We start from the raw sequence: 21,904 nt of genomic DNA, 5'->3' as shown, positions 1-21,904 counted from the left end.
TTTTATACATTAACAATAAAGGGCTTCTATCTATAGAATCACAGATAGAAGCCCTTTAACATTGCCAATATTACTTAAGTTAGGAATTTAGAATCTTCTTGGCACTTTCGTCTAAAGCATCAGTAATGTATTTAATATTAGTTTCTCTTTCTGTTTCACGATTGCCAGCCACTAAGTCATCACGGGATATTTCTTTCAGGGAGAACTTCCGGGCACCGGCCATTAACTGCTGGAGACCGGCCGCCAGTTTATCAGCCAAGTTCCACATAGCTATTGCACCCAGGGGTATATTTTTCATTTCATCTTTACCCACTTTATTCTGTACATCATAGTAACCCGCAAAGATTTCTTCTGCAGTAGCACCAACTTGTGTTACAGCGGCGGGCAGTTTATCCCAGTTACCATTGACCAGCGCTTTTCTCTCAGGTTTCAGTACGCCTTCTATATTTGCACCCAGGAACCCGGGAATCATGACAGCTCTTCCCATACAGACAAGTTTTGTAAAGGGCGCTCCCAGCGCTAAGGCTTTAAAGATATGGTCTTCGCGAGCTAACCCGCCGCCAAAGGCCAGGTCTACAACCTTATTGCCCTTTGCCGCCAGTATGGTGGCATATTCATAGGCCTTGGCATGAAGTAAAATCGAAGGAACTCCCCATGTCTCCATCATATTCCAGGGGCTCATTCCTGTACCGCCACCGGAACCGTCTATCGTTAAGAGGTCAAGCTTGGCATCGGTAGCATACTTCATGGCCATAGCCAGAGCTTCCATGCCATAGGAACCGGTTTTTAAAGATATCCGTTTATAACCGATTTTCCTTAAATACTCCACAGAGCTCATAAAGTTCTCTCTGACTTGCTCAGGTGAGGATAAGTCAGTATATCCCAGTCTGCTGTGGCGGGCAAAAGATTTGATGGCTCCGTTCTTAAAGGCTTCCTGAACCGCGGGCTTGGTGGGATCGGGATCAACCACATAACCCCTATTTTTCAGGAATAAGGCATAGTCCAGGCTTGTTACCTGTATTTCTCCGCCAATGTTTTTGGCCCCTTGTCCCCACTTGAGTTCAATAACGACCTTATCGCCGTATTTATCAATAACATACTCGGCCACGCCGTTTCTGGTGTCTTCCACATTCATCTGCACAATGATAGCGCCATAGCCGTCATAATAACGCAGATAAGTCTCGATTCTCCTGTCCAGTTCCGGAGCTTTCACTATTTTTCCGTTTTCAATAACCGCTTCCTTATCCACGCCTACCACGTTTTCGCCTATAACGATAGGGAATCCTACCAGAGCTGCGCCGGTAGCAAAGGCATCCCAGTATTTTGCGGCGATGAAAGTGGATCCAAGAGCCCCTGTCATGATGGGAATCCTGGATTTTGTTTTGACTTCGTTGCCAAATTCCGTTTCGATATTCACATTGGGAAAAATACAGTCATCGGCCGAATTGGAAATTCCTTTCGGCAAACCTGCCGCCCCATAATTATATCCCTGGATTCTTAGGGAATTATAAGACACTCCCACATGGGTTGTGTTTCTACTCCCCGCCGTAACTATGCCAAAGTCCCGGGGATACAGCATTTTTCTCCCAATCATGCTGGTTAACCAGGTTTCGCACTTTCCTTGACAATCAGCCCTGCAAAGAGTACATAATCCCGATTCTGCAGCATCTCCTCTGTTCACTGTACCTAAAACATCATTTGTTTTGGGATATTGATTCATGATTTTCCCCTCCTAAACACATCATTGTGTATATATTATTAATGCTTATTGGTAAACTTTTATATTCATAACATTCTTATAGCTGTTATTTTATAATACATTTCTGTTAAAGTACAGAATACGAAAACATGTATACTGTATAACAGACATGTATACAGTATTCCGACGATGTATACAGTATTAAGCCTTTTCATATAAAGATTAATTCCCGAAATATGGAAGAAAATAAAAACAAAAGGAAAGTGACCAATCACCCTCCTTTTGTTTTTATTTTACCAATTTTTTATCATGCGTATATTTGAGAACGACTGTCCTCACCAGAGTAATTACCAAATCGAACCTTATCTCTAAAGTTTTAGTTATGTTTTCCGTATTTCTTTCTGTAAAAAGGGCGGTAAGCCTCTGACTACCGCCCTTCTCTAGTTTAGAGAGTGCTCTTATACTTACTTCGTAATGCATAAACCTTTCTCACTGGGATTAAGCTCATACCAGAACACAATCCGCCCATCTGCCAAAACGCCGAGAATATGAGTCCCCGCAGCTTTAACTGAAACAACTTCTGGCTCAACCTTTAAGGTTTTCAAGTTAAGACGGTTTATATAAGACATGTGATTGGCATTGTCATTACCGTCTCTTGTGTAGGTTATAAATGCTGCATGATTCTTACCAACATAACACATATCTGGAAATCGAATATCTCCGGTCTCACCGGGATTCGCCAGCTTAATTTCGTGTACATTGCCCGTGGTAAAGTCCAGGTATACTGATTTATACTCAGATGTTTCCTTATGTCTATTATAAGTGTTCACCCCAAGGAAGCCCGTATCATATCGGATAGCAGCTGATGAACCATGGGGATCCATGTAAAATCTTTTTGCTTCACCGTTATCCAGATCGTACAGTGTATAACCCAGGTTGCCTTCATAACCCGACATGGTAGTCATAACCTTCTTATCACCCGCTACAAACCGGGGAGACATATGATAAGAATGGTTGATTAACTGACTACCTTTAATATCAACGGTTTTAGCCAAGAGCTTCTTGCTGTTGTCTGCAATGTTCCATAGCTTGAGACCTGCCTCATCGGCATATATAAACTTCGTACGGTCCTGGGAAAGATCGTAGCCGCCAAAAAAAATAAGTGGATTCCCGTCTTCGTCGTACTTGGGTTCGCGGGCTATTTTATCGGCAATTACTTGAGGCAGAGGTATGTCACTAGCTGGAGTAAGGTCTTTAGTAAAGGTAATTACTTTATCCTTTAGGCGTACCATTAGAGCATCTCCTGCTAGCTTGATGTCAGAGTATTCGCAGTTAGTACCCAGGTCCAGCTTTTTCTCCACCTTCATGGTATTAGGGGTTACAATCATTAACACTGTATTTTTCTCTTTTACATAGGGCGTGTAGGCCAAAATCATCCTGCCATCTACCTCGCCCACCATGGACAGCTCCTGCATATCACCGTCAAAACCTGAGATTTTTTCAAAGCGCTGATAATCACCGGTGAGGGCAACCAGTTTGTTGTTTGCATACTCCCACTTGCCCTTTACAAAATACAGGCTGCCGTCTTCCCGCTCCTTTAAGGTCAATGTCCTGGTTAACTCGATGCGGCGGGTTTGATAAGGATGGTATTGTACCATAACTGCAGTGACAGTGCCATCGGTGTTTCGTGTCACTTTATCAAGCTGAAAACCCCATGGGTTGTTCTCTGTGTAAGAGGGGCGCTTGCCTTCCATACCCATGCTAAATAAGAAGGCTCGTTTCCCGGGGTCATAGTAGTGCTTCTCTACCTTTGAAACATCCAGGCTAGTCAGGTTAAAATAGCGGTTGGCATATTTAAGAACGACTTCAAGGGGGAAGAGGCGCAGCGTGCTGTCCTTACCGGCCAACGGTAAACTGCCCTCACCATGTTCTGATATATACTTAAACCAAAAGAACATAGCTATATAAGTGGGATCGATTTCCGCTGCCGAGTTAAACTCCCGGGTGTTGCCTACTGTGGCAATTGAATCATATAAATACTCCTGCCAAAGCTTTTCCAGCACAGCTGGATCTGTAATCTCCCCATATTCAATTTTTTCTGGCTGCTTTTCTTCAGTTTTAAGCGTACTAACTGGCGGCTGTTCTTGTGGGGGTTGGACCGGTTCCGTTTTCCTGCTGTCACATCCTGCCGCAAACAAAAGGAGAAGCACTACCACAGCAATAAGTACAGCTTTTTTGTTCTTCATCACATTAACACCTTCTTAAATCCACTTTCCATTAACTATAAGCAGTTTTTTAATTTATGTATGGTTTCTAAATTCTACCGATGAATTTTTTCTCATACTAAGATTCAAAGTTCATTTCCTTACCGTGCAATAGACCTTTGAGATATTCTATCGTTACAACTACGTCTGCCGGCGTTATATCTAATACAAATAACCATCCCTTTTCCCCCGACGTCCCCCGGCCCTAAGGCGTAGTCCGAACCTTAGATAACTCCTATCTTAGGTTCGGGCGAGCCGGCCGCCGCCGCGGTTGGGTCGGGGGTGTGGCGGCCCCATGAGATTCTCTACCGCACCCTTGGGAAGGTATTGTTAGCTGATGTACCGGTTTAATGCCCCTAAAGTAATACACCAAGGGAATTAATAAATATTAAGAAACTCCCTTGGTGTTAATACTATTGGTTTTTCAATTTCAATGCTTTGGAAGTCTTTATCACCGGTTATGATTATATCTACGTCAGCCAAAATAGCTGAAACAAGTATCGGAAGGTCGCCATTATCCCGTATCTGAGGATATTTGTTCATTTCTATATCCAATGGTGTATAAACCAGCTCATATGATAGTTTAGACAGAAATCTCTCAAGGTTCTTAATCTTCTCAGGAAACTTCCTCTCAAACACAATATGAACTTCATCTATTATGTGAGAACACAACACAAGATTATGTTTTTCAATAACTTTCTGTAGGGTAATTGTAGGAGAAGAACCTGGAAACAAGATGGCCGAAATGAGTACATTTGTATCAATCATTATTCTCATATTTCTTCTCCCAGAGCTCTTTCCTTATCTCTTTCACATACTCATTTATTTCATTATCCGATTTAAATCCTTGTTTTTCTGCTTCCCCCATCATTGAACTCTGCAATTCTTTAAATGCCATAAGCGAAGCGTTGGCAACAACTATCTTACCGTCTTCTTCAAAGAACAAAACTTTGTCACCTTCTTTTAAATTAAGTTTCTTCCTTATCTCGATTGGGACAGTAATCTGGCCCTTTGAAGACAATCTTGCTAGTTCCATGTCTAAGCCCCCGTTCATGCTTTCTTTACTTTCTTTACTTATATTATATCTCAAGCAGATGGGTTTTTACACTATGGCTTTCATCTTCTCCCAAGCACGGTATGTCAGCTAACGAATGTGCATTACCGACGTCAAAAACGGGAACGCAGTGTTATGCACAGTGCGTACTTGTTGTCTTATAGGTTTAATAACCCCTGAAGATTTCTACCGAGAATTAACTCCTTATCACTATTCGATATTTCAAGCTGTCTTATCTTATGAATTGGAGTGATCTAACTAAACTGGACACGCAGAACGGTGTTTTTCTCCTCTTTTCTTAGAATTACTCATTATTTTATAAAAAAGGAATTCTTTGTATTTTAACTTTTGCTCTTCTGGGGCAATAAGTATAATATTCTGAATATAACCCAGGTTATATCCATATATTTCCATTAATAGGGTCGACAGAGACCTATCCCAGCTTTTTACTAGTTTTTCTTTGTGTAAGCTAGGCCGCCAGAGATTTTCTGTAATGCCTTTCAAACTCTATAGGGGACATATATCCCAGGGCACTGTGCAGTCGTCTGGCATTGTAGAATGTCTCAATATACTCTTCTGGTCTTCGTGTGGGTGAGGTGGTTCGTTTGAAACTGTAGGATATAGACAAATCTCGAAATATGATTCATATCCGTCAGGCCAAAGGTAGGAAAAATCGATATACTATGTTATCTCTAAGTTGCTTTGGAAGTATTAACCCAGTATTTAAGACACTTAGACAGGCCCTGGTGTATTTGGAAAAGCAGTGCATAGTGATCGCCCTATAGTAGTTGAAATCCCATTTGATCCTAAGAAGTTGGAAGCAAGCAATGCCTTGAATGTAGGTAAAGATGAGTTTTGTTCGAGCTTAGAAGAAACAGCAGCGGGGTTGGATAATCCTACTTAGAGCATCGGTGAGGTTGCTATTTAGCCCCCTAGAACTTTTGGAGAAAATGCACTTATATGTTAGTATTTAAGTAGGGGGTAATAAGAGTGACAAAAAATCAGTACAGTCATGAATTTAAAGAGCAAATTCTAAAAGAATGTCAGGAGACAGGCAATGTAGCCTTAGTGGCCCGAAGGCATGAGATAGCAACAACTACTATCCATACCTGGCTGAAAAAACAACGCCAAAGAGGTTCGGTAAAACCTCTGCCCAAAGCAAAAGAAGAACGGTACAAAGCCATGGAAAAACAGCTTAAAGAAGTAAGTACAGAAAATGATAGACTAAAACGTCTTCTTGCCGAGAAAGAATTACAATTGGCAATTCTAAAGGATTTGATGGATTGTAAAAACCCTCGGTAACCGGCAGAGTTGCCATTGCTAAGAGGTGGATTGAAAAGGGATACAATACAACTACTGTTCTCAACTCTGTCGGTCTGGCTGCATCCACCTATTACTACAACATCACAAAAGAAAGCAGAGAGGAACAAGCATTAACAAAAAAGCAGACGGGACGTAAAATACCAGGCTATTCACTGAACAAAAAGGGAGAAAAGATACCGGATGAACTTATCAAAGAATAACTTTGTGAGCTTATAACCGCGATGGTTTTCCCTATGGATACAAAAAGCTTGGCATTTGTTTGAAAGAAGATTATAAGTTGATAATCAACCATAAGAAAGTTTACCGGCTTTGCAAAGAACTTGATATTTTACGTCCTCAACGAAAAATATATCCCAAGCGTCCTAAGAAGCTTGCTAAGCGAGAAAAAATAACAGGTCCTAACCAGCTCTGGCAAATGGATATAAAATATGGCTATATTGCCGGGACCGGTCAATTTTTCTTCCAACTTTCAGCCATAGATGTATTTGATAGATCAATAGTAGGTTACCATGTAGGATTAAGCGCCACAGCAAAGGATGCCTGCAGGGTACTTATAAATGCCCTTAAAAAACGCAACTTAACTCCCGGTGTGAAAATGCCGGTGATAAGAACGGACAATGGGCCCCAATTCATTGCTAAACTGTTTAAGGAAACTTGTGATAAATGGAATATCGAGCATGAAAGAATTCCTGTCAAAACACCTAATATGAATGCCTATATAGAGTCATTCCACTCTATCCTAGAGGATGAATGCTACAGTCGCCATGAATTTGACAGCTTTATGGAAGTATATCGGACTATTAGTGAATATATTGATTACTACAACAATAGGCGTAGACATAGCGGTATAAAGTATATGGCTCCTAATGAGTTTTACAAGGCCTTTACAAAAGGGCAATTCACAGGGTCAGTACAACCTCTTATCGCCTAATACTGTTATCCTCCTAGCCAACCTTAGCAACGAAAAAGCAGGCTTCCGCAATTGGTGTCAAGGGTGCGAAGCAGGCTTTAGCCCTTGCCCTTGACAACATAAGGAAGGCGGCTAAAATTGGGTGAGGTTGGATAGGCAGCCGTTTTAAAAGTATTGTATGGCATTATTTACCATTTGGTAGAAGATTATAGCCTTACTGTTAGTGAGAAAGAATCAAGTAGCTATTCTCCAATTTTAGGGGGTCAGCCCGAGGTCTTACCAAGAGAATTCGCACCATTTACGACGGACATAAATGGACAAAGGCCCACATCGTCTAACACCCTGCTAAGCAGTTTCGCTACGCTCCACCCAACTCGCGGCTGTCACGATTTTTGCTAATAGATTGAAAGGTGTAAAAGGTGTAGGAAAAATCGCGCCAGCTATCGCGAATTCGCCTAGCCTATGATACGTTAGCCGAAATACGGATCCACTGAAGGAGGTTTAAAGATGAAAAAAGAGGAAATTATTGAAAGATTAGTTGCATCAGATTATGAGATCGAAGAGATTAGAAGACTTGGAAATGACACAGGAGATCAGATAAGACTTACTAACTGAAATGTAATTAACTGTTATGATAAGGGAACTTATAATGTTCAAGGTAAGAATAAAAGCGAAATTGAAGCTATTCTAGAGATTCGAACAAGTCACACTATGGTAAAAGAATCATGCTTAGGAGATGGGAAATAGAACCTTTAATACTTGATCAGTTGCCTTCAGAAGGTTAGACAATTATAGAAAAACTTGAAAATTATACAGGGAAAGTAAATTTTGCAGTTGTTTTAGCAACACCAGACGATGAAGGGCATAGGGCAAATCACCCCGATGAAAAGACATATCGTGCAAGGCAAAACGTAGTGTTGGAGTTGGGAATGTTACTATCAAAACTAGGAAGGGCAAAAGTGGCAATACTAATTAAAAACCCTAGTAAAATGGAACGTCCTTCAGATATACAAGGTCTAATATATATTCCTTTTAACGAAAATTTGGAAAAAGAAGCAGGAGTTGTATTAGCAAAAGAAATGGAGAAACAATGGATTCATATATCTGTATCTAAACTTTAGATTAATCTGTACTTCGGCTAACAATGGCTTCACGCATCGGGCGCGGTAAGCGGGTTCAACGCGGGTTGGATTTTGAGCGGGGCTGAAGAGTGCGTGCCACACCCTTGCGCCCAAGACCGGCAGGACTCGGTCATCGCCTTAGGGCGCAAGGGCGTCGTAAAGCCGGGACCGTTAGACGCAATACCTATAATTAGGAGGTTAAATCCATGCCAAGACCTGGTGATATTATTTCATATCTTGAGATGAGTATGGAGGAAGGGATTAACCTTCAAAGAGGTATGAATTTCAGGTTGAGAGGTAAAACATCAATAATTCTCATGAGTGTAAGGCCAGGGGCACCGTATGCAGATAGAATTGAGGAAAATGGAAAAATATTAATTTATGAGGGTCATGATATACCAAACAGAAAAGATGGACCTAATCCAAAGAAAGTTGACCAAGAGATGTTTACTCCAAGTGGATCCCTTACTGAAAACGGCAAATTTTTTGAAGCTGCCCAAAAGTACAAGAGAGGAATACAACCTGCTGAAAGAGTGAAGGTATATGAGAAGTTAAGAGACGGGATTTGGGTATACAATGGTATATTCAAATTGGTCGATGCCTGGCTTGAAGAAAGTAATGCACGAAAAGTGTTTAAATTTAGATTAGAACTGGTGAACGAGCTAATACCAGAGAAAAAACAGGATGATGAGTTGGAACACGGGAGAATAATTCCTTCAGAGGTAAAGTTAGCAGTTTGGAAAAGAGATAAAGGAAAGTGTGTCATTTGTGGCAGTTCAGAGAATCTTCATTTTGATCATATTATTCCTTATTCAAAGGGTGGATCGTCATTGGTTGCCGAAAACATTCAACTTCTGTGCGCAAGACATAATTTAGCGAAACACGATAAGATTGAATAAACCGGTACTGCGTCTAACACTATACTCCCGCAAGGGCGCGGATTAGCAGGGCTGCGGGAGCTTGATTTTGGGTGAGGCTGGAGCGTGCCGCGCCACATCCCCTGAGCCCAAGACCGGCGGACTCGGCTCACCTTCGCTAAGAGTTGCAAGCAACTCTAAAGCTCAGCCATCGTCTTAAGGCCGGGTGACGTCGGGAACACGACTTCGTCAGTCGACATGGTGGCAAAAAAAGGACTGATTACTCAGCCCAGTTTTTAAGGGGCAGATTTGGTATTCTGCTGAATTCTTTAGTGTTATTTGTAACCAGGATTAAGTCCTCAGAAAGTGCGTGAGCTGCAATCATTAGATCGTATGCACCGATAATTTGACCTCGTTTTTCAAGACCAGCTCGGATATGGCCATACAAAACTGAAGCTCGGTCAGAAAAAGGAAGAATGGTGATTGGTGCTAGGAAATTTACCAGGGCGAGTTTGTTTCGCTCCGGAAACTGACTTTTATAAACACCGTATTGTAGTTCTGCTAGAGTAATTGAGGAGATACATACGTCGCCAACTTTAAGAGCATTGAATATTTGGAAGACCTGAACTGGTTTCTTCTTGATGATGTAGATGCAGATATTGGTATCAAGCATGTATCTCATAGTTACAAGCCTTCTCGTTTCTCAATCTCGGGTTGGTTTCTTTCAGCCATAAAATCATCGGAAAAGTAGTTTAAGCTAGATTCAAGTGTTTTCCAGGCGCTGTCTTTGGGAATCAAAAGTACGACATCATCAATTTTCTTGACATAAACTTCGGAACCTTCTAGCCGATATTCTTTGGGTAATCTAACAGCCTGACTTCTTCCGTTAAAGAAGATTTTTGCAATATCCAAAGTAATCACCTCTAACTAGGTATATATCATAGTATATACCTAAATACTCTTATTGTCAAATAAAGTAAACGTAATGAAGACACCACCACGATCGACTAACACTGCGCTCCCGCAAGGGCGCGGATTAGTAATGTGATATACTTTACTTTCACTGTATGTTCTTGGTCTCCTGGGCATAACCTCTCACCCCCTATACCTTTGCTCAAAACAGCAAAATCGTGTCACGAGAACCGTCCCTATTCTTTCTTCTTTCTGAACAGGAGCGAGGGTATAAAAATGCCCTGTGAATACTGCATGTTTATATGTGCAGCACCACAGGGATGTAGGCAAATCCTTTATTCTTGAGCAGATTTATAATGAGCGGATATGAGAATATCTACGCTTTTGGCGAATAACCAAAATTCTTTTTATCTTTTACTTCTAAAACTGTATTTATGCAATCTCTGAACTTGTCGATTTCGATTTCACCACAAACAATCACAACAATACTGTCTTCAATTTCTATGCAGCAATTGCATTTCTTTTCCTTATCACATCCCACTTTGAATTCCTCCTTTCATAATGAATTGCCTGACCACCCGGTGGTCTTAAAATATACTATGATGTACAAGTAAAAATGGTTATTCTCTTTTTTTTGATCAAGTCCAAAATTATGTGTAAAATTCCTCAGTTAGAGTAACCTGAACACCGCCGCATAGATTGTCCAGCACGCCAGTTGCCAGTCAAGGGTAAAGGCTAAGCCTCCGCTTTGTGGACCCTTGACAGTCACCTGGCTTAGCTGGAATTGGTCATTAAGCAGTGTTCAAGGGTAACGATATTGTTTTTGTTAAAGCTTTGTTTTTGCTCTTTCTGCCACTGTAAGTACTCATCCATATCAAGATATTTTTTACCGGCTCCATTAGGGCTAACACCAGAGCTTGCTCGCTGCGTTGATACCGGGCAAACATTTCGGTAGAAAACTGGCCATTGCGAAAACGCGGCACACGCAGGGTAATGGTTCCTTCCCGGGTGGTTAGTTGATGAGGATATGAGCCATTACGGTATCCTTTTCTTTCAGCAGTACGTTCGTACGGCTCGGCTTGCAGTTGTTCGGTGGCTTGTGCCTGCAAAATCTGGTTCAATACGGATTCCAGCAAAGCTGCTATACCGGAATCTTTATCTCGCTTTCGACAATGCGTAGGCACAAAAATCCCCGCCATCCCAGGCGGGTCAAGGCTTTGAAACACTTGTGGATAACTTCGCGTATGTCTACAATTTTTTAGTCGTTCGAGGGGCAATGTGCCATATTCTCGGGGGTTCATCAATTTTGAGAGCTGAAAAAATACCGTCCTGTTCCTCGGTTGTTTCAGTCCTTTGCCATACCCGTCCGTCTACCGATTCGTATTCAATCAGATGCATTTTTTCTAACTCCATCCGCAGGCTTCGCCAGGTCTGTTTAGTTTCCACTTCAGCCAGACGGACTAACAACAGGGCTAACCAGCAGAGAAGGACATGAGCTTTAATGCGTTCATCCTTGCGGTGGTAGACAGGACGAAGGTCTAACGTCGTTTTCAGGGTTCGGAACGCGGCTTCAACATCCATAAGCTGTTTGTATCCTAGTGCAATGTCTTCTGCAGAAAGGGTATCGTCAGAGGTACGGATCAAATATTTCCCGTCCAGTCGCTCTGCTTCTTTTACTGCCTGACGATCAATTTTCAGGTTACCGTGCTTATCCATCTTTAGGTAGCGTTTGTAGACTTGGTGGCTGTAAAGTCGGCAATGGGCCTTGGTATGGGCCTCACCGTTTAGGTCTTTCAGTTTAGCCAGTTCCTGGGTCAATTTTTCCAAATGTTTCTCGCGGGTAGCCGCGTCCCGTTTAGCTTCTGCCGGGTTACGGACCATCATTTTTGTGTCGTAGGGACGGTTCTGTTGATACGAGGGTTCTCTGTACTACTCCTCTATTAATTCCAAGAATATCCGCAACCTTACGATTGATAACCCTTTCTCATAACTAAGATATTTTATTAGCTCTTTTCTAAGGGTACCATCTATTAAGTTTGCTTCCTCAATTCCACGTTCTTTAAGATATCTATTTATAGTTGATTTAATGTCTTCCTCGTCAAGCGTAGTATTTTCCTGCTCTATATCTAAATACTTGTTACTGTCGGCCTGTTCATGAAAATCGATAAATACCTGTAGAGCTTTTGTGGGATTCGGAGAAAAAAGTTCTAGTACTTCATTCTTGTTAATGAGAGATTCGCTACCGTCGTTAATATATGAGGAATAACTGCTCTATTGATAACAGGCAGCGGTTGGTACTATACCAGCCTTAACTGGATTATTATGAATATACCTAACAAGATTTAATATAGGTAGCTATCATTCAAAACTGTCTCACTCTTGTACCTGTCTTGAAATACGTGGCCCACCCGTCTGTATTTAGTACGAAAATAACCCTATCAAATAATCAATATGCTTGTAAGGCAAAAAAGACAATAACGAACTAGCAGATGCAAGTTCATGCATCTGACGGATTAATCCTTCTGGAGGATATAACTGTTAGACAGCTTACTGGACTTCTCTCACCTCCAGACCGAGTTTTTTAGCTTCGGCAATAATTCTTTTTACACGGAATTTTTCCTGTTTTTGTTTAGCTTTTTCAAAGGATGTCTCGTCGTAGTCAACATCTTTCTTCAATAAGTTGTAAATGATCACGAGGAGCTTTCTGGCTAATGCAATGAGAGCTTTCTTGGCCCCGCGGCGTTGTTTTATCTTCCAGTACCAAGACGATAAATAGCTATCGCGTATTCGGGTGATGCACCAGGCAATTTCGCAAAGGATTCGTTTTAGATAGGTGTTGCCATGGGTGGTACGGGTGGACTTTTTTTTCCTGCACTTTCATTATTACCAGGACTTAAGCCCGCCCAGGAACAGATATGTTCCGCGGTTTTGAATCGGCTCATATCAATGCCGATTTCCGCCAAGATTGCAGCAGCGGCGGTTTTGTCAATCCCCGGGATGCCGTCCAGTTGCTCCAGTTGTCTTTGATATTGCTTGAGTTTTTCCTCAAGCTTTTGCTCTACCTGGTGAAGATGCTCGTAGTGCTGATCCAGCCACCCTAGCAAAAGCTTGAGGAACTCCCTTTGGTGAACATCCATTTTACCATTGACAGCCTGTTTGATCTCATGGAGCTTGCTCTTAGCGCGCCCCTTTACAAATGTTTCTACTTCGCGGGCAGATATCTTCCCGTAGCAGCAAAGGTGATCTATAATTGCTCGGCCTGATACGCCGAATATATCGGTGAGAAATGTTGACAGCTTAAAGCCGCAGCTTTGTAAGTGCTTTTCAATCCGATTTTTCTGGGAAGTAATTTCCTCGACGATGCTTTTACGGTACCGGGTCAGATTACGGAGTTCCCGGATAGGTTTCGAGGGGATAAAACTTCCTTCTAACAATCCGGCACGCAAGAGAGTGGCTATCCATTCAGCGTCCTTCATGTCGGTCTTTTTGCCAGGAACATTCTTCATGTGCCGGGCGTTGGTAACAATCAAAACCATACTGCCGTCAAAGGCTTCTTCCAGTACGTTATATACAGGCTGCCAATAAACACCAGTACTTTCCATAGCCACATTCCGGCAGTTTTCCTCTTCCAGCCAGGCTTTTAGTTCATCAAGTCCAGCAAGAAGGGTGGAAAAAGTGCGGATGGTTTTAACTGGTTCCCCGTCAACATTGCCTTTTAATAAGCAGGCGACAACAGTTTCCTTGTGGACATCAAGACCACAACAAATTTCCAGAATGTCTTGCATACGACTCACTCCTGCTCCAATGGATTTCAGGGATGATTGCCCGAGAAAATATGGAGTTTAGTACCCGTGCTGTTCCCAAGTCCTTAAAAACAAGGGGCGACAATTGGCCGTGCTCAAAGGCAATCAGGTTAGGTTTTTAGTCGAGGTTATACCATCAAAATACAATCAACCTTTGTCCCTGATAATTCCAATGTAGCAGAAAATTAGACCATTGTAATCACTTCTACATATTTTCATAATTGGTTGTGCCTTCTAGGCATGGGTGGTTTTTATTAAAATAAATTGCGTAAGCCGTGTTTAACTTTTTCATTATGGTAGAAATACTATCCAAATTCTCTCTTATCAGAAGATGAATATGGTTATCCATAAGGCAATAAGCATATAAACAGAAAGCCTCTTCTGTTTTCTTCCTCATGATAATATTGAGAAACTTCTCTCTATCCTCTCTGTCATAAAACAAATTCTTCTTTTCGTTTCCTCTGGTCATAATGTGATATACTTTGCTTTCACTGTATGTTCTTGGTCTCCTGGGCATAATCTCTCACACCTTCTACCTTTGCTCAAAACAGCAAAATCGTGTCACGAGAACCGTCCCTATTCTTTCCGCAATTACCCAAATTTAAAATGATTATTCTACATATTCCTGTAATTATCCTTGGGAAAAAATGACATATTTTGTCGTTTTTGGTATGTATTTTCCCTTAATTGTATTCTTGTTTTACCCCCTTGTCGTAGAACACAATATGATTTATTATCCAGCGATATACTTTTGTTACTTCCAGAGAGGAATTTACAGAATCGCGGCGAACTTTAACACCAACTAAATCTTTTCATAACCTGGAGGAGAGATTTATGTTTGGAGTTAAATTAACCTGCCCCCAGTGCAAGGAGCCTATCACTACAAATACCAGCAGATGCCCGTCCTGCCGCAATACTATACCAAAGAAGCATGTAGAGCATTATAAAAAGGCGGAGACAAAGTTCTGGATAACGTTCCTGGGTGGCTTCATCATCTTCCTAATCATCCCCTTCCTCCTTTATGATCTATTGGGCACCAAATGGACAGGGATCCTGATTGCCTCCGGTATCCCCATCTCATTCCTGGCCGGATACCTGGTAATGTTTATGGATATTTACGGCAAAAAAAGAAAGCGCTATAAAGACAACTGACCTGCTTTCCGGCAGGTCAGTTGTCTTTTATTTATAATATCAGATTTTCTTGTACCACACGGCGGATTATATCCTGAGGAATATCCCTTACCATCTCCACTTTACCGATAGCAGTAGGAAGAATGAATAAAACTTTTTTGTCAGAGACCTTTTTATCATAAATCAGGTTCTGGATAACTGTTTCCAGGAACTTAGCAGGAAAACGTATTGGAAGTTCCCATAGTTCCAGGATATCCTTAACTCGTGTTACCACATCTTTCTCAATCATACCCAAAGCGTAGGCCAGTTCCATAGCACCGTACATACCAATGGCTACGGCTTCCCCGTGCCGGTACTCTTTGTAATGGGTCGCACTTTCCAGGGCATGGCCCAGGGTATGGCCGAAATTCAGGATGTTTCGTAACCCCTCATCTTTTTCATCCCGGCCGACTACTTCAGCTTTGATTTGACAGCATCGTTCGATCATTTCCGGTAAGACAGAGGGGTCACGCCGCAAAATCTCCAGGGTATGGTTTTCGAGAAACTCAAAAAAAGCCTCATCCCAGATGATACCGTATTTCACCACTTCCGCCAGGCCTGCCCGCCATTCATTATCCGGCAGCGTATCCAGAGTCCGTAAATCGGCCCAGACAGCTAAAGGTTGATAAAAGGTACCCAGCATATTCTTCCCCAGGGGATGGTTGACGGCCACTTTTCCCCCCACACTGCTGTCCACCTGGGCCAGCAAGGTAGTGGGGATTTGGATGAAGGGTACGCCCCTGCGGTAGAGGGCCGCTACGAATCCGGCTATGTCCCCCACCACACCGCCGCCTAAGGCCAGGACAGGGGCTTTGCGGCCCAGATTCCCTTCCAGCATTTTCTCCAGGATTTCTCCTGCCTGCTCCCATGATTTAGCTTCTTCTCCGGGAGGCATCAGGTAGGTTCTCACTTTAAAGCCCTGGTCAGCAATCAGTGTCTCCAAGGAGGAACCATAATACTTGTGCACTTCCCTATCAGAAAGCAAAAACACTTCTTTTTCCAGGGGAAAAGTACCAAGTTCCGCGGTACATTCCTCTAAAATCTCATAGCCTATAGTGATGGTATAACTTCTCTCGCCCAAATTCACAGGAACCTTTCTTGCCACACACATCGCCACCTATTGTCAAACTACCACTTTTTCAGGTATTCCAGGTAATGGTTATAATTAACCAGCATTTCTTCCAGGTGGTCACCACCGAATTTTTCTAAAAGGGCCACAGCGATTTCCCAGGCTACAGCAGCCTCGCCCACAATAGCCGCGGCAGGGACTGCGCAGACATCAGAACGTTCTACAGCGGCCTGGAAGGGTTCTTTGCTGAGGATATCCACGCTGTTTAAGGGAGAAAGCAGGGTGGGAATGGGCTTCATAGCCGCCCTGATCACGATATTTTCCCCGTTGGTAATGCCACCTTCCAGCCCTCCGGCGTGGTTGGTCCGGTGATAGAAACCTCTTTCCGGTGAATAATGAATCTCGTCATGAACCTGAGAGCCCGGTAAAACAGCCCCTTCCAAACCCAGGCCGATTTCTACACCCTTGATGGCAGGAATACTCATAAGAGACTGGGCCAACCGTCCGTCCAAACGCCGGTCCCACTGGACATGGGAACCTAAGCCAGGCGGAACTCCTTCCACGATAACCTGGAAAACACCACCCAGGGAGTCACCTTCTTTCCTGGCCTGGTCAACGGCCTCTCTCATGGCTTCCGCAGCATTATTGTCCGGGCAATAAAATGGATTATCGTATAGCTCACGTCCCATTATCTTACCGGATGCTTCCCCCCGTACCGGGCCAATGGCTACTACCTGCCCCTGAACCCTAATGCCAAAGGCAGCCAGCAGTTCCTGGGCTACGGCACCCACGGCCACCCTGACCGCCGTTTCCCTGGCACTGGCCCTTTCCAGGATATTGCGGATGTCCCGCTGCCTGTACTTCAGGGCACCGGGCAAATCAGCATGACCCGGGCGGGGTTTGGTTACCACTCTTTCAGTAAGGAGAGCCCCATCACCGGGGGCCATAATCTCCTGCCAGTTCTCCCAGTCCTTGTTGCGTATCAGTAAAGTTAGGGGGCTCCCCAGAGTCAGGGAGCCACGCAAGCCGGAAAGAAACTCCACCCGGTCCTGTTCTATGGCCATACGCCCGCCCCGGCCGTAGCCGCCCTGGCGCCTCTTTAATAGCTCATCAATATTTTCCTTGTGTATCTTTAAACCCGCCGGCAACCCCTCGATAATCGCGGTAAGAGCCTGACCATGGGATTCCCCGGCTGATAAATAGCGCAGCATCTCTATACCCACCTCTCCAGTTCGCGGGCCATTACCTCCACAGGGGGCTTCAGCCCGGACCACTGTTCAAAAGCCAGTACTCCCTGTTCCAGAAGCATCCCCAGGCCATTAAGAGTCTGACAGCCTTTTATCCTGGCTTCCCGTAAAAACAAGGTTTCTTTCGGTTTATAAATAAGGTCAATCACCCATTGTGAAGGCCTGAACCAGTCAGGATTCAAGGGAGGCATTTCCTCCACCCGGGGCACCATTCCCAGAGAAGTGGTATTAATAATAAAATCACTTTCCTGGACTGCCTCTTTAATACTTTTATCATCCCACCCCAGGGCCTGACCCCGGCAGTCAAGACCATAAACTATCTCCATGATCTCCTGGGCTTTACTTAAGGTACGGTTAATAATATTGATCTCTTTGGCGCCTGCCATAGCAAGGGTAACCGCCACGGCCCGGGCCGAACCACCAGCGCCCAGCATAAGGACTCGCCGTCCTTCCACCCCCCGGGGATCTACCTTCTTTAAGGCCTTCAAAAAACCGGCTCCATCGGTATTGGTCCCCCATAGTTCCCCTTCCCGGCAATAGAGAGTATTCACCGCCCCTATTAAGCGACTTTCTTCAGAGATGCCATCCAAAAAGGGAATAATTTTTTCCTTAAAGGGAACAGTAACGTTTCCTCCCATAATGCCTAAAGCCTTTAAACCCTTGACAGCCTCTTCCAAACCGTCTTCCTCTACTTTACAGGCAATATAGAGCCTGTTTTCCTGAAGAGCCCGAAAAGCAGCGTTGTACATAGCAGGGGAAAGGGTTTGAGCAATGGGGTTACCCAGAAGGACATATATTTTGGTATTACCGTTAACCTCAAGCATCTTACTCACACCTTTTGCAGTTGGCTGATGAGCTGGGTGAATTCGGGGAAAGAGATATTCACAGCCTCCCCGTCTTCTATGTGAGTTTCCCCCTCAGCACGCAGTCCCGCGACAGCCAAAGCCATAGCGATACGGTGGTCATGATAACTCTGGCAGACATTGCCTTTTAAGGGCTTACCGCCTATGATACGCAGACCGTCGGGGAGTTCCTCAATTTGCGCCCCCAGTCTGGTCAAGCCCTCACTGATGGCATACAAACGGTTACTTTCCTTTACTTTCAATTCCGCCGCATCATGGATCTCTGTAACTCCTTCAGCAAAAGCGGCAGCCACAGCCAGCACGGGTATTTCGTCAATGAGGCGAGGTATAATGGCACCGCCAATACTCACACCCCGCAGCTCACTGCTCTGTATTTCTATATTACCAATAAGTTCGCCTGCTACCACACGGGTATCGAATAAACGGATTTTTCCCCCCATGGCCTGTAAAACCTCTAAGATGCCATCACGGGTGGGGTTTAAACCTACATTTTCAATAACGATCTTTCCCTGAGGAACAATGAGCCCGGCTACCATAAAGAAAGCCGCCGAAGAAATATCCCCTGGCACCTGCACCTGCTGCCCTTTTAGTTGTGCTCCGCCTTTGACACGGACGGCTGGTCCATCTGTTTCAATTTCTGCGCCAAAGGCTTTTAACATCAATTCTGAGTGATTACGGGACTGCTCAGGTTCAATAACCTCAGTCCAGCCGGGAGCATAGAGACCGGCCAGAAGAATAGATGATTTGATTTGGGCACTGGCCACAGGTGTTTTATAAGATATTGGTTTCAGGTTTCCTCCCTGGACTGCCAGAGGAGCCAGGTTTCCGTTCTGGCGCCCCACAATATTAGCCCCCATTTCCCTTAAGGGTTTGGCCACTCTCCCCATGGGACGACGGCGTATGGAGGGATCACCCGTGAGAAAAGAGGTGAAAGGCTGCCCGGCCAAGATACCCATCATCAGCCGGATGGTGGTACCTGAATTACCCACATCCAGAACATCCTCGGGTTCCTGCAGGCCGTAGAGTCCTCTGCCCTCTACCCGGACGCTTTTACCCTCCATCGTGATAGGAACTCCCAGAGTCCTAAAACAGCGCACAGTACTCAGGCAGTCCTCGGCCATGAGGAACCCTTCAATCCGGGTAACGCCCTGGGCTAAGGCCCCCAGCATGATGGAACGGTGGGAAATGGATTTATCTCCCGGGACCTGGATCGTCCCTTCCATCTTCTCAGTTTGTGTTATGGTTATACGCATTTACATCGGCTCCTCTTACCCAGCATAATTACCATTTATTATACCCCAGTTTTCCGTACAGGGAAGCCTTTAGTTTGAAGAATTTCTACAGCCTGGTTTCTCCATTCTTCACGGATAAAACCAAAGCGGATGATACCGCCGTCATCTTCTCTTACCGGCTGTATTTCTATATCGCTGATATTAATGCCCTGTTCCCCTAGAAGGTTGGAGAGTTCCGCAATAATTCCCGGCCTGTCAGGGACAATCACCACTGCTTCATGTAACTGGGGAACAATGCCTTTGAGCCCCGTAGGCAACCCCTCCCGCCACAGCCGGGACTGTCTCAGCATCTCTAGCAAGGCCTGGGCATTCTTCTCCTCAATGTATTTTTCCAGTCGTTCCAGGGATTCCCTAAACCCCCGGACAAGGGGTAAAAGGGCCTTTTCATTCTGCAAGAAAATATCACACCACATCTCACTGTTACTGGCAGCAATACGTGTGGAATCGCGGAATCCCCCTGCGGCCAGGGCAAAATACCCCTTCTCCCTTTCTTCCAGCTCACCCACAGTAGAAACCAGGGCACTGGCCACCAGATGAGGCAAATGACTTACCGCCGCTACTTTCCGGTCATGTTCCTCGGGTGAAAGAAGGATAACCTTGGCTCCCACGTCCTGGACCAGTTGTTTTACCGTCTCCATGGCGTTACTTGAAGTTTTTAAAGTAGGGGTAAGGATATAGGCAGCGTTCTCAAAAAGCAGTTCATGGGCCCCCTGCAGGCCCCCTTTCTCGGAACCGGCCATGGGGTGACCGCCTACAAACTGGACAGTAGGGGGTAAGATTTCCTGCAAAGTATTCACGATATATCTTTTGGTACTACCCACATCTGTAATAATAGTACCTGGTTTTAAGAAGGGTACAATTTCCTGGCAGACCACAGGCATTGCCGTCATGGGTGTAGCTAAAAAAATGACTTCAGCATCCCTTACGGCAGCCTCAAAATGGAGAGTACCCCAATCAATAGCTTTTCGGGCCACTGCTTCGCCCAGGACCTCCTGCCGCGTATCAATACCACATACTTTTATCTCGGGCTTTTTCTTCTTAAGGGCCATCCCCAGAGAGCCCCCGATCACCCCTAAGCCGATAATGGTAATATTTCTAATCACCCTCTACCGCCTCCCGGTCAGATGGTTCTCCCCATCGCAACGGCCATTTTTTGTAAATCTTCCATGATACTGGAAAATCTCTCCGGCGTTACAGACTGGGGACCGTCACACAGGGCTTCACTAGGTTTGGGATGAACTTCTATGATCAGGCCATCGGCGCCGGCAGCGATGGCGGAACGGGCCATAGGCTGTACCAGCTTCCATTTTCCAGTACTGTGACTGGGATCGACAATAACGGGTAAGTGACTCAATTCTTTAATGACGGGAACCGCGGAAAGGTCCAGAGTGTTCCGGGTAAAAGATTCAAAAGTACGGATTCCTCTTTCACACAGGATAACCTGGTGATTACCGCTAACCATGATATACTCGGCAGCCATAATCCACTCCTCAATGGTAGCACTGAGTCCCCTTTTTAAGAGGACAGGTTTGTTACATTTGGCTACCTCCCGCAGCAGAGGAAAATTCTGCATGTTCCTGGCTCCAATCTGTAAAATATCGGCGTATTGGGCAACCATAGCCACCTTTTGCGTATCCATTACTTCCGTAACAATTAAGAGACCCGTCTTTTCCCGGGCTTCGGCCAGGTATTCCAGTCCTTTTTCCTCCAGGCCCTGGAAAGCATAGGGAGAAGTCCGGGGTTTAAAGGCCCCGCCCCTTAGAATACGGGCTCCTCTTTCTCTCACCATTTCCGCTACTTCCAAAAGCTGCTCCCTGCTTTCTACAGCGCAGGGTCCGGCCATGACCTGGATTTCCTCTCCGCCTATGGTAACGTCACCTATTCTGATAACGGTATCGTCGGGTTTAAATTCCCGGCTGGCCAGTTTGTAAGGCGCCAGGATAGGAATAACCTTTTCCACACCTTCCATGGCTTCCAGGGCTAAGTCCATGTAATGGGACTTATCTCCCACAGCTCCGATGAGGGTTCTTTCCACCCCTACGGAAAGATGGATCTGGAAGCCGTTTTCTACTAGCTTCTTAGCCACCTTGTCAACCAATTCTTCTTTGACACCTGTTCTCATGACGACAATCATTTTCCATACCTCCTTCATTTTCTTTTAGGTAAGTATGGCCAGCATACGGGTGCAAATAAATACAAAAAGACACCCCTAGGAAGGGTGCCTGACACACACGTATCTTCCTACCATACTACCATCCTACCAGTAATTCACTTTTCCAGGGGAACAAACCTACCATCCTACGGAATTTGTGTCCCTTCA

18 protein-coding genes and 4 pseudogenes are annotated in these 21,904 nt (G+C 44.5%); 4 read left to right on the top strand and 18 right to left on the bottom strand.

The genetic code is table 11. The features are described from left to right. Positions 1 to 79 precede the first annotated feature (79 nt). The 5 genes from BR63_RS16190 to BR63_RS20035 all read right to left on the bottom strand — a co-directional run bounded on the left by BR63_RS16190 (position 80) and on the right by BR63_RS20035 (position 5,657). Positions 80 to 1,720 carry a glutamate synthase-related protein gene (locus BR63_RS16190; protein ID WP_034424303.1) on the bottom strand — a complete coding sequence of 547 codons (1,641 nt, stop codon included), beginning with the start codon at positions 1,718 to 1,720 and terminating at the stop codon, positions 80 to 82. Between the two features lie 443 nt (positions 1,721 to 2,163). Further along, positions 2,164 to 3,945 carry a hypothetical protein gene (locus BR63_RS16185; RefSeq protein ID WP_034424297.1) on the bottom strand — a complete coding sequence of 594 codons (1,782 nt, stop codon included), beginning with the start codon at positions 3,943 to 3,945 and terminating at the stop codon, positions 2,164 to 2,166. Positions 3,946 to 4,341: 396 nt separating this feature from the next. Further along, positions 4,342 to 4,740 (bottom strand): putative toxin-antitoxin system toxin component, PIN family, encoded by a 399-nt coding sequence (locus BR63_RS16180; protein WP_034424296.1) that lies wholly within the window; start codon positions 4,738 to 4,740, stop codon positions 4,342 to 4,344. Next, complete coding sequence (locus BR63_RS16175) at positions 4,724 to 4,999, bottom strand: AbrB/MazE/SpoVT family DNA-binding domain-containing protein (protein WP_034424294.1); 276 nt, start codon at positions 4,997 to 4,999, stop codon at positions 4,724 to 4,726. Before BR63_RS16175 ends, BR63_RS16180 begins: the two co-directional genes overlap by 17 nt. Positions 5,000 to 5,486: 487 nt before the next feature. Further along, a complete protein-coding gene (locus BR63_RS20035; RefSeq protein WP_420825507.1) occupies positions 5,487 to 5,657 on the bottom strand; it encodes an IS3 family transposase in 171 nt (56 codons plus the stop codon). A gap of 350 nt (positions 5,658 to 6,007) precedes the next feature. Here BR63_RS20035 and BR63_RS16165 point away from each other — a divergent pair. From BR63_RS16165 to BR63_RS16155, 3 genes and pseudogenes are all read left to right on the top strand, one after another. Continuing rightward, positions 6,008 to 7,271, top strand: a pseudogene (locus tag BR63_RS16165) (IS3 family transposase). A 767-nt stretch (positions 7,272 to 8,038) separates the two neighbouring features. Then, on the top strand, positions 8,039 to 8,371 hold the full coding sequence (locus BR63_RS16160; protein ID WP_207724815.1) for a TIR domain-containing protein: 333 nt from the start codon (positions 8,039 to 8,041) through the stop codon (positions 8,369 to 8,371). A gap of 206 nt (positions 8,372 to 8,577) precedes the next feature. Continuing rightward, positions 8,578 to 9,270, top strand: coding sequence for an HNH endonuclease (locus tag BR63_RS16155; protein ID WP_034426054.1), 693 nt, complete (start codon positions 8,578 to 8,580; stop codon positions 9,268 to 9,270). Positions 9,271 to 9,508: 238 nt separating this feature from the next. Here the strand turns inward: BR63_RS16155 and vapC are convergent, their stop codons facing one another. From vapC to BR63_RS16120, 7 genes and pseudogenes are all read right to left on the bottom strand, one after another. Then, a complete protein-coding gene (vapC, locus tag BR63_RS16150; protein ID WP_034426056.1) occupies positions 9,509 to 9,910 on the bottom strand; it encodes a type II toxin-antitoxin system tRNA(fMet)-specific endonuclease VapC in 402 nt (133 codons plus the stop codon). A gap of 2 nt (positions 9,911 to 9,912) precedes the next feature. Continuing rightward, positions 9,913 to 10,140 carry a type II toxin-antitoxin system antitoxin VapB gene (vapB, locus tag BR63_RS16145; protein WP_034426058.1) on the bottom strand — a complete coding sequence of 76 codons (228 nt, stop codon included), beginning with the start codon at positions 10,138 to 10,140 and terminating at the stop codon, positions 9,913 to 9,915. A gap of 376 nt (positions 10,141 to 10,516) precedes the next feature. Next, positions 10,517 to 10,681 (bottom strand): hypothetical protein, encoded by a 165-nt coding sequence (locus BR63_RS16140; RefSeq protein ID WP_153802206.1) that lies wholly within the window; start codon positions 10,679 to 10,681, stop codon positions 10,517 to 10,519. Between the two features lie 340 nt (positions 10,682 to 11,021). After that, positions 11,022 to 11,339, bottom strand: a pseudogene (locus BR63_RS16135) (transposase); the annotation flags it as partial. Positions 11,340 to 11,388: 49 nt separating this feature from the next. Beyond that, positions 11,389 to 12,024: pseudogene (locus BR63_RS16130) on the bottom strand (IS1634 family transposase); the annotation flags it as partial. A gap of 663 nt (positions 12,025 to 12,687) precedes the next feature. Beyond that, positions 12,688 to 13,925, bottom strand: a pseudogene (locus BR63_RS16125) (IS110 family RNA-guided transposase). Positions 13,926 to 14,148: 223 nt separating this feature from the next. Further along, positions 14,149 to 14,460 (bottom strand): transposase, encoded by a 312-nt coding sequence (locus tag BR63_RS16120; RefSeq protein ID WP_051966310.1) that lies wholly within the window; start codon positions 14,458 to 14,460, stop codon positions 14,149 to 14,151. Positions 14,461 to 14,777: 317 nt separating this feature from the next. On the opposite strand from BR63_RS16120, the gene BR63_RS16115 reads away from it, so the two are divergent. Beyond that, positions 14,778 to 15,095 (top strand): hypothetical protein, encoded by a 318-nt coding sequence (locus BR63_RS16115; RefSeq protein WP_034425938.1) that lies wholly within the window; start codon positions 14,778 to 14,780, stop codon positions 15,093 to 15,095. A 31-nt stretch (positions 15,096 to 15,126) separates the two neighbouring features. Here the strand turns inward: BR63_RS16115 and aroB are convergent, their stop codons facing one another. From aroB to aroF, 6 genes are read right to left on the bottom strand one after another with little or no spacing between them, the layout of a single operon-like run. After that, positions 15,127 to 16,218 carry a 3-dehydroquinate synthase gene (gene aroB / locus BR63_RS16110; RefSeq protein ID WP_034425935.1) on the bottom strand — a complete coding sequence of 364 codons (1,092 nt, stop codon included), beginning with the start codon at positions 16,216 to 16,218 and terminating at the stop codon, positions 15,127 to 15,129. Between the two features lie 23 nt (positions 16,219 to 16,241). Continuing rightward, complete coding sequence (gene aroC / locus BR63_RS16105; protein WP_034425933.1) at positions 16,242 to 17,393, bottom strand: chorismate synthase; 1,152 nt, start codon at positions 17,391 to 17,393, stop codon at positions 16,242 to 16,244. A 2-nt stretch (positions 17,394 to 17,395) separates the two neighbouring features. Next, positions 17,396 to 18,253 (bottom strand): shikimate dehydrogenase, encoded by an 858-nt coding sequence (aroE, locus tag BR63_RS16100; RefSeq protein WP_034425930.1) that lies wholly within the window; start codon positions 18,251 to 18,253, stop codon positions 17,396 to 17,398. Between the two features lie 5 nt (positions 18,254 to 18,258). Further along, positions 18,259 to 19,545 carry a 3-phosphoshikimate 1-carboxyvinyltransferase gene (gene aroA, locus BR63_RS16095; protein ID WP_034425927.1) on the bottom strand — a complete coding sequence of 429 codons (1,287 nt, stop codon included), beginning with the start codon at positions 19,543 to 19,545 and terminating at the stop codon, positions 18,259 to 18,261. A 38-nt stretch (positions 19,546 to 19,583) separates the two neighbouring features. Then, entirely contained in the window at positions 19,584 to 20,687 is a 1,104-nt protein-coding gene (locus BR63_RS16090; protein ID WP_034425923.1) for a prephenate dehydrogenase, read from the bottom strand. 17 nt (positions 20,688 to 20,704) lie between these two features. Then, positions 20,705 to 21,718, bottom strand: coding sequence for a 3-deoxy-7-phosphoheptulonate synthase (aroF, locus tag BR63_RS16085; protein WP_034425920.1), 1,014 nt, complete (start codon positions 21,716 to 21,718; stop codon positions 20,705 to 20,707). Positions 21,719 to 21,904: the final 186 nt, after the last annotated feature.

It is taken from the genome of Thermanaerosceptrum fracticalcis, from assembly GCF_000746025.2.
In the GTDB taxonomy this organism is placed as follows: Bacteria; Bacillota; Peptococcia; order DRI-13; family DRI-13; genus Thermanaerosceptrum; species Thermanaerosceptrum fracticalcis.
This window is presented reverse-complemented; position numbering and strand designations above follow the sequence as displayed.

Excerpts from the sequence above, each read along its gene's own strand:
- aroA (WP_034425927.1), bottom strand. The coding sequence starts at position 19,545 with ATGCGTATAACCATAACACAAACTGAGAAGATGGAAGGGACGATCCAG.
- BR63_RS16120 (WP_051966310.1), bottom strand. The coding sequence starts at position 14,460 with ATGCCCAGGAGACCAAGAACATACAGTGAAAGCAAAGTATATCACATT.
- aroC (WP_034425933.1), bottom strand. The coding sequence starts at position 17,393 with ATGCTGCGCTATTTATCAGCCGGGGAATCCCATGGTCAGGCTCTTACC.
- vapC (WP_034426056.1), bottom strand. The coding sequence starts at position 9,910 with ATGAGATACATGCTTGATACCAATATCTGCATCTACATCATCAAGAAG.
- BR63_RS16115 (WP_034425938.1), top strand. The coding sequence starts at position 14,778 with ATGTTTGGAGTTAAATTAACCTGCCCCCAGTGCAAGGAGCCTATCACT.
- BR63_RS16180 (WP_034424296.1), bottom strand. The coding sequence starts at position 4,740 with ATGAGAATAATGATTGATACAAATGTACTCATTTCGGCCATCTTGTTT.
- BR63_RS16175 (WP_034424294.1), bottom strand. The coding sequence starts at position 4,999 with ATGGAACTAGCAAGATTGTCTTCAAAGGGCCAGATTACTGTCCCAATC.
- BR63_RS16155 (WP_034426054.1), top strand. The coding sequence starts at position 8,578 with ATGCCAAGACCTGGTGATATTATTTCATATCTTGAGATGAGTATGGAG.
- BR63_RS16190 (WP_034424303.1), bottom strand. The coding sequence starts at position 1,720 with ATGAATCAATATCCCAAAACAAATGATGTTTTAGGTACAGTGAACAGA.
- BR63_RS16185 (WP_034424297.1), bottom strand. The coding sequence starts at position 3,945 with ATGAAGAACAAAAAAGCTGTACTTATTGCTGTGGTAGTGCTTCTCCTT.
- aroE (WP_034425930.1), bottom strand. The coding sequence starts at position 18,253 with ATGCTTGAGGTTAACGGTAATACCAAAATATATGTCCTTCTGGGTAAC.
- aroF (WP_034425920.1), bottom strand. The coding sequence starts at position 21,718 with ATGATTGTCGTCATGAGAACAGGTGTCAAAGAAGAATTGGTTGACAAG.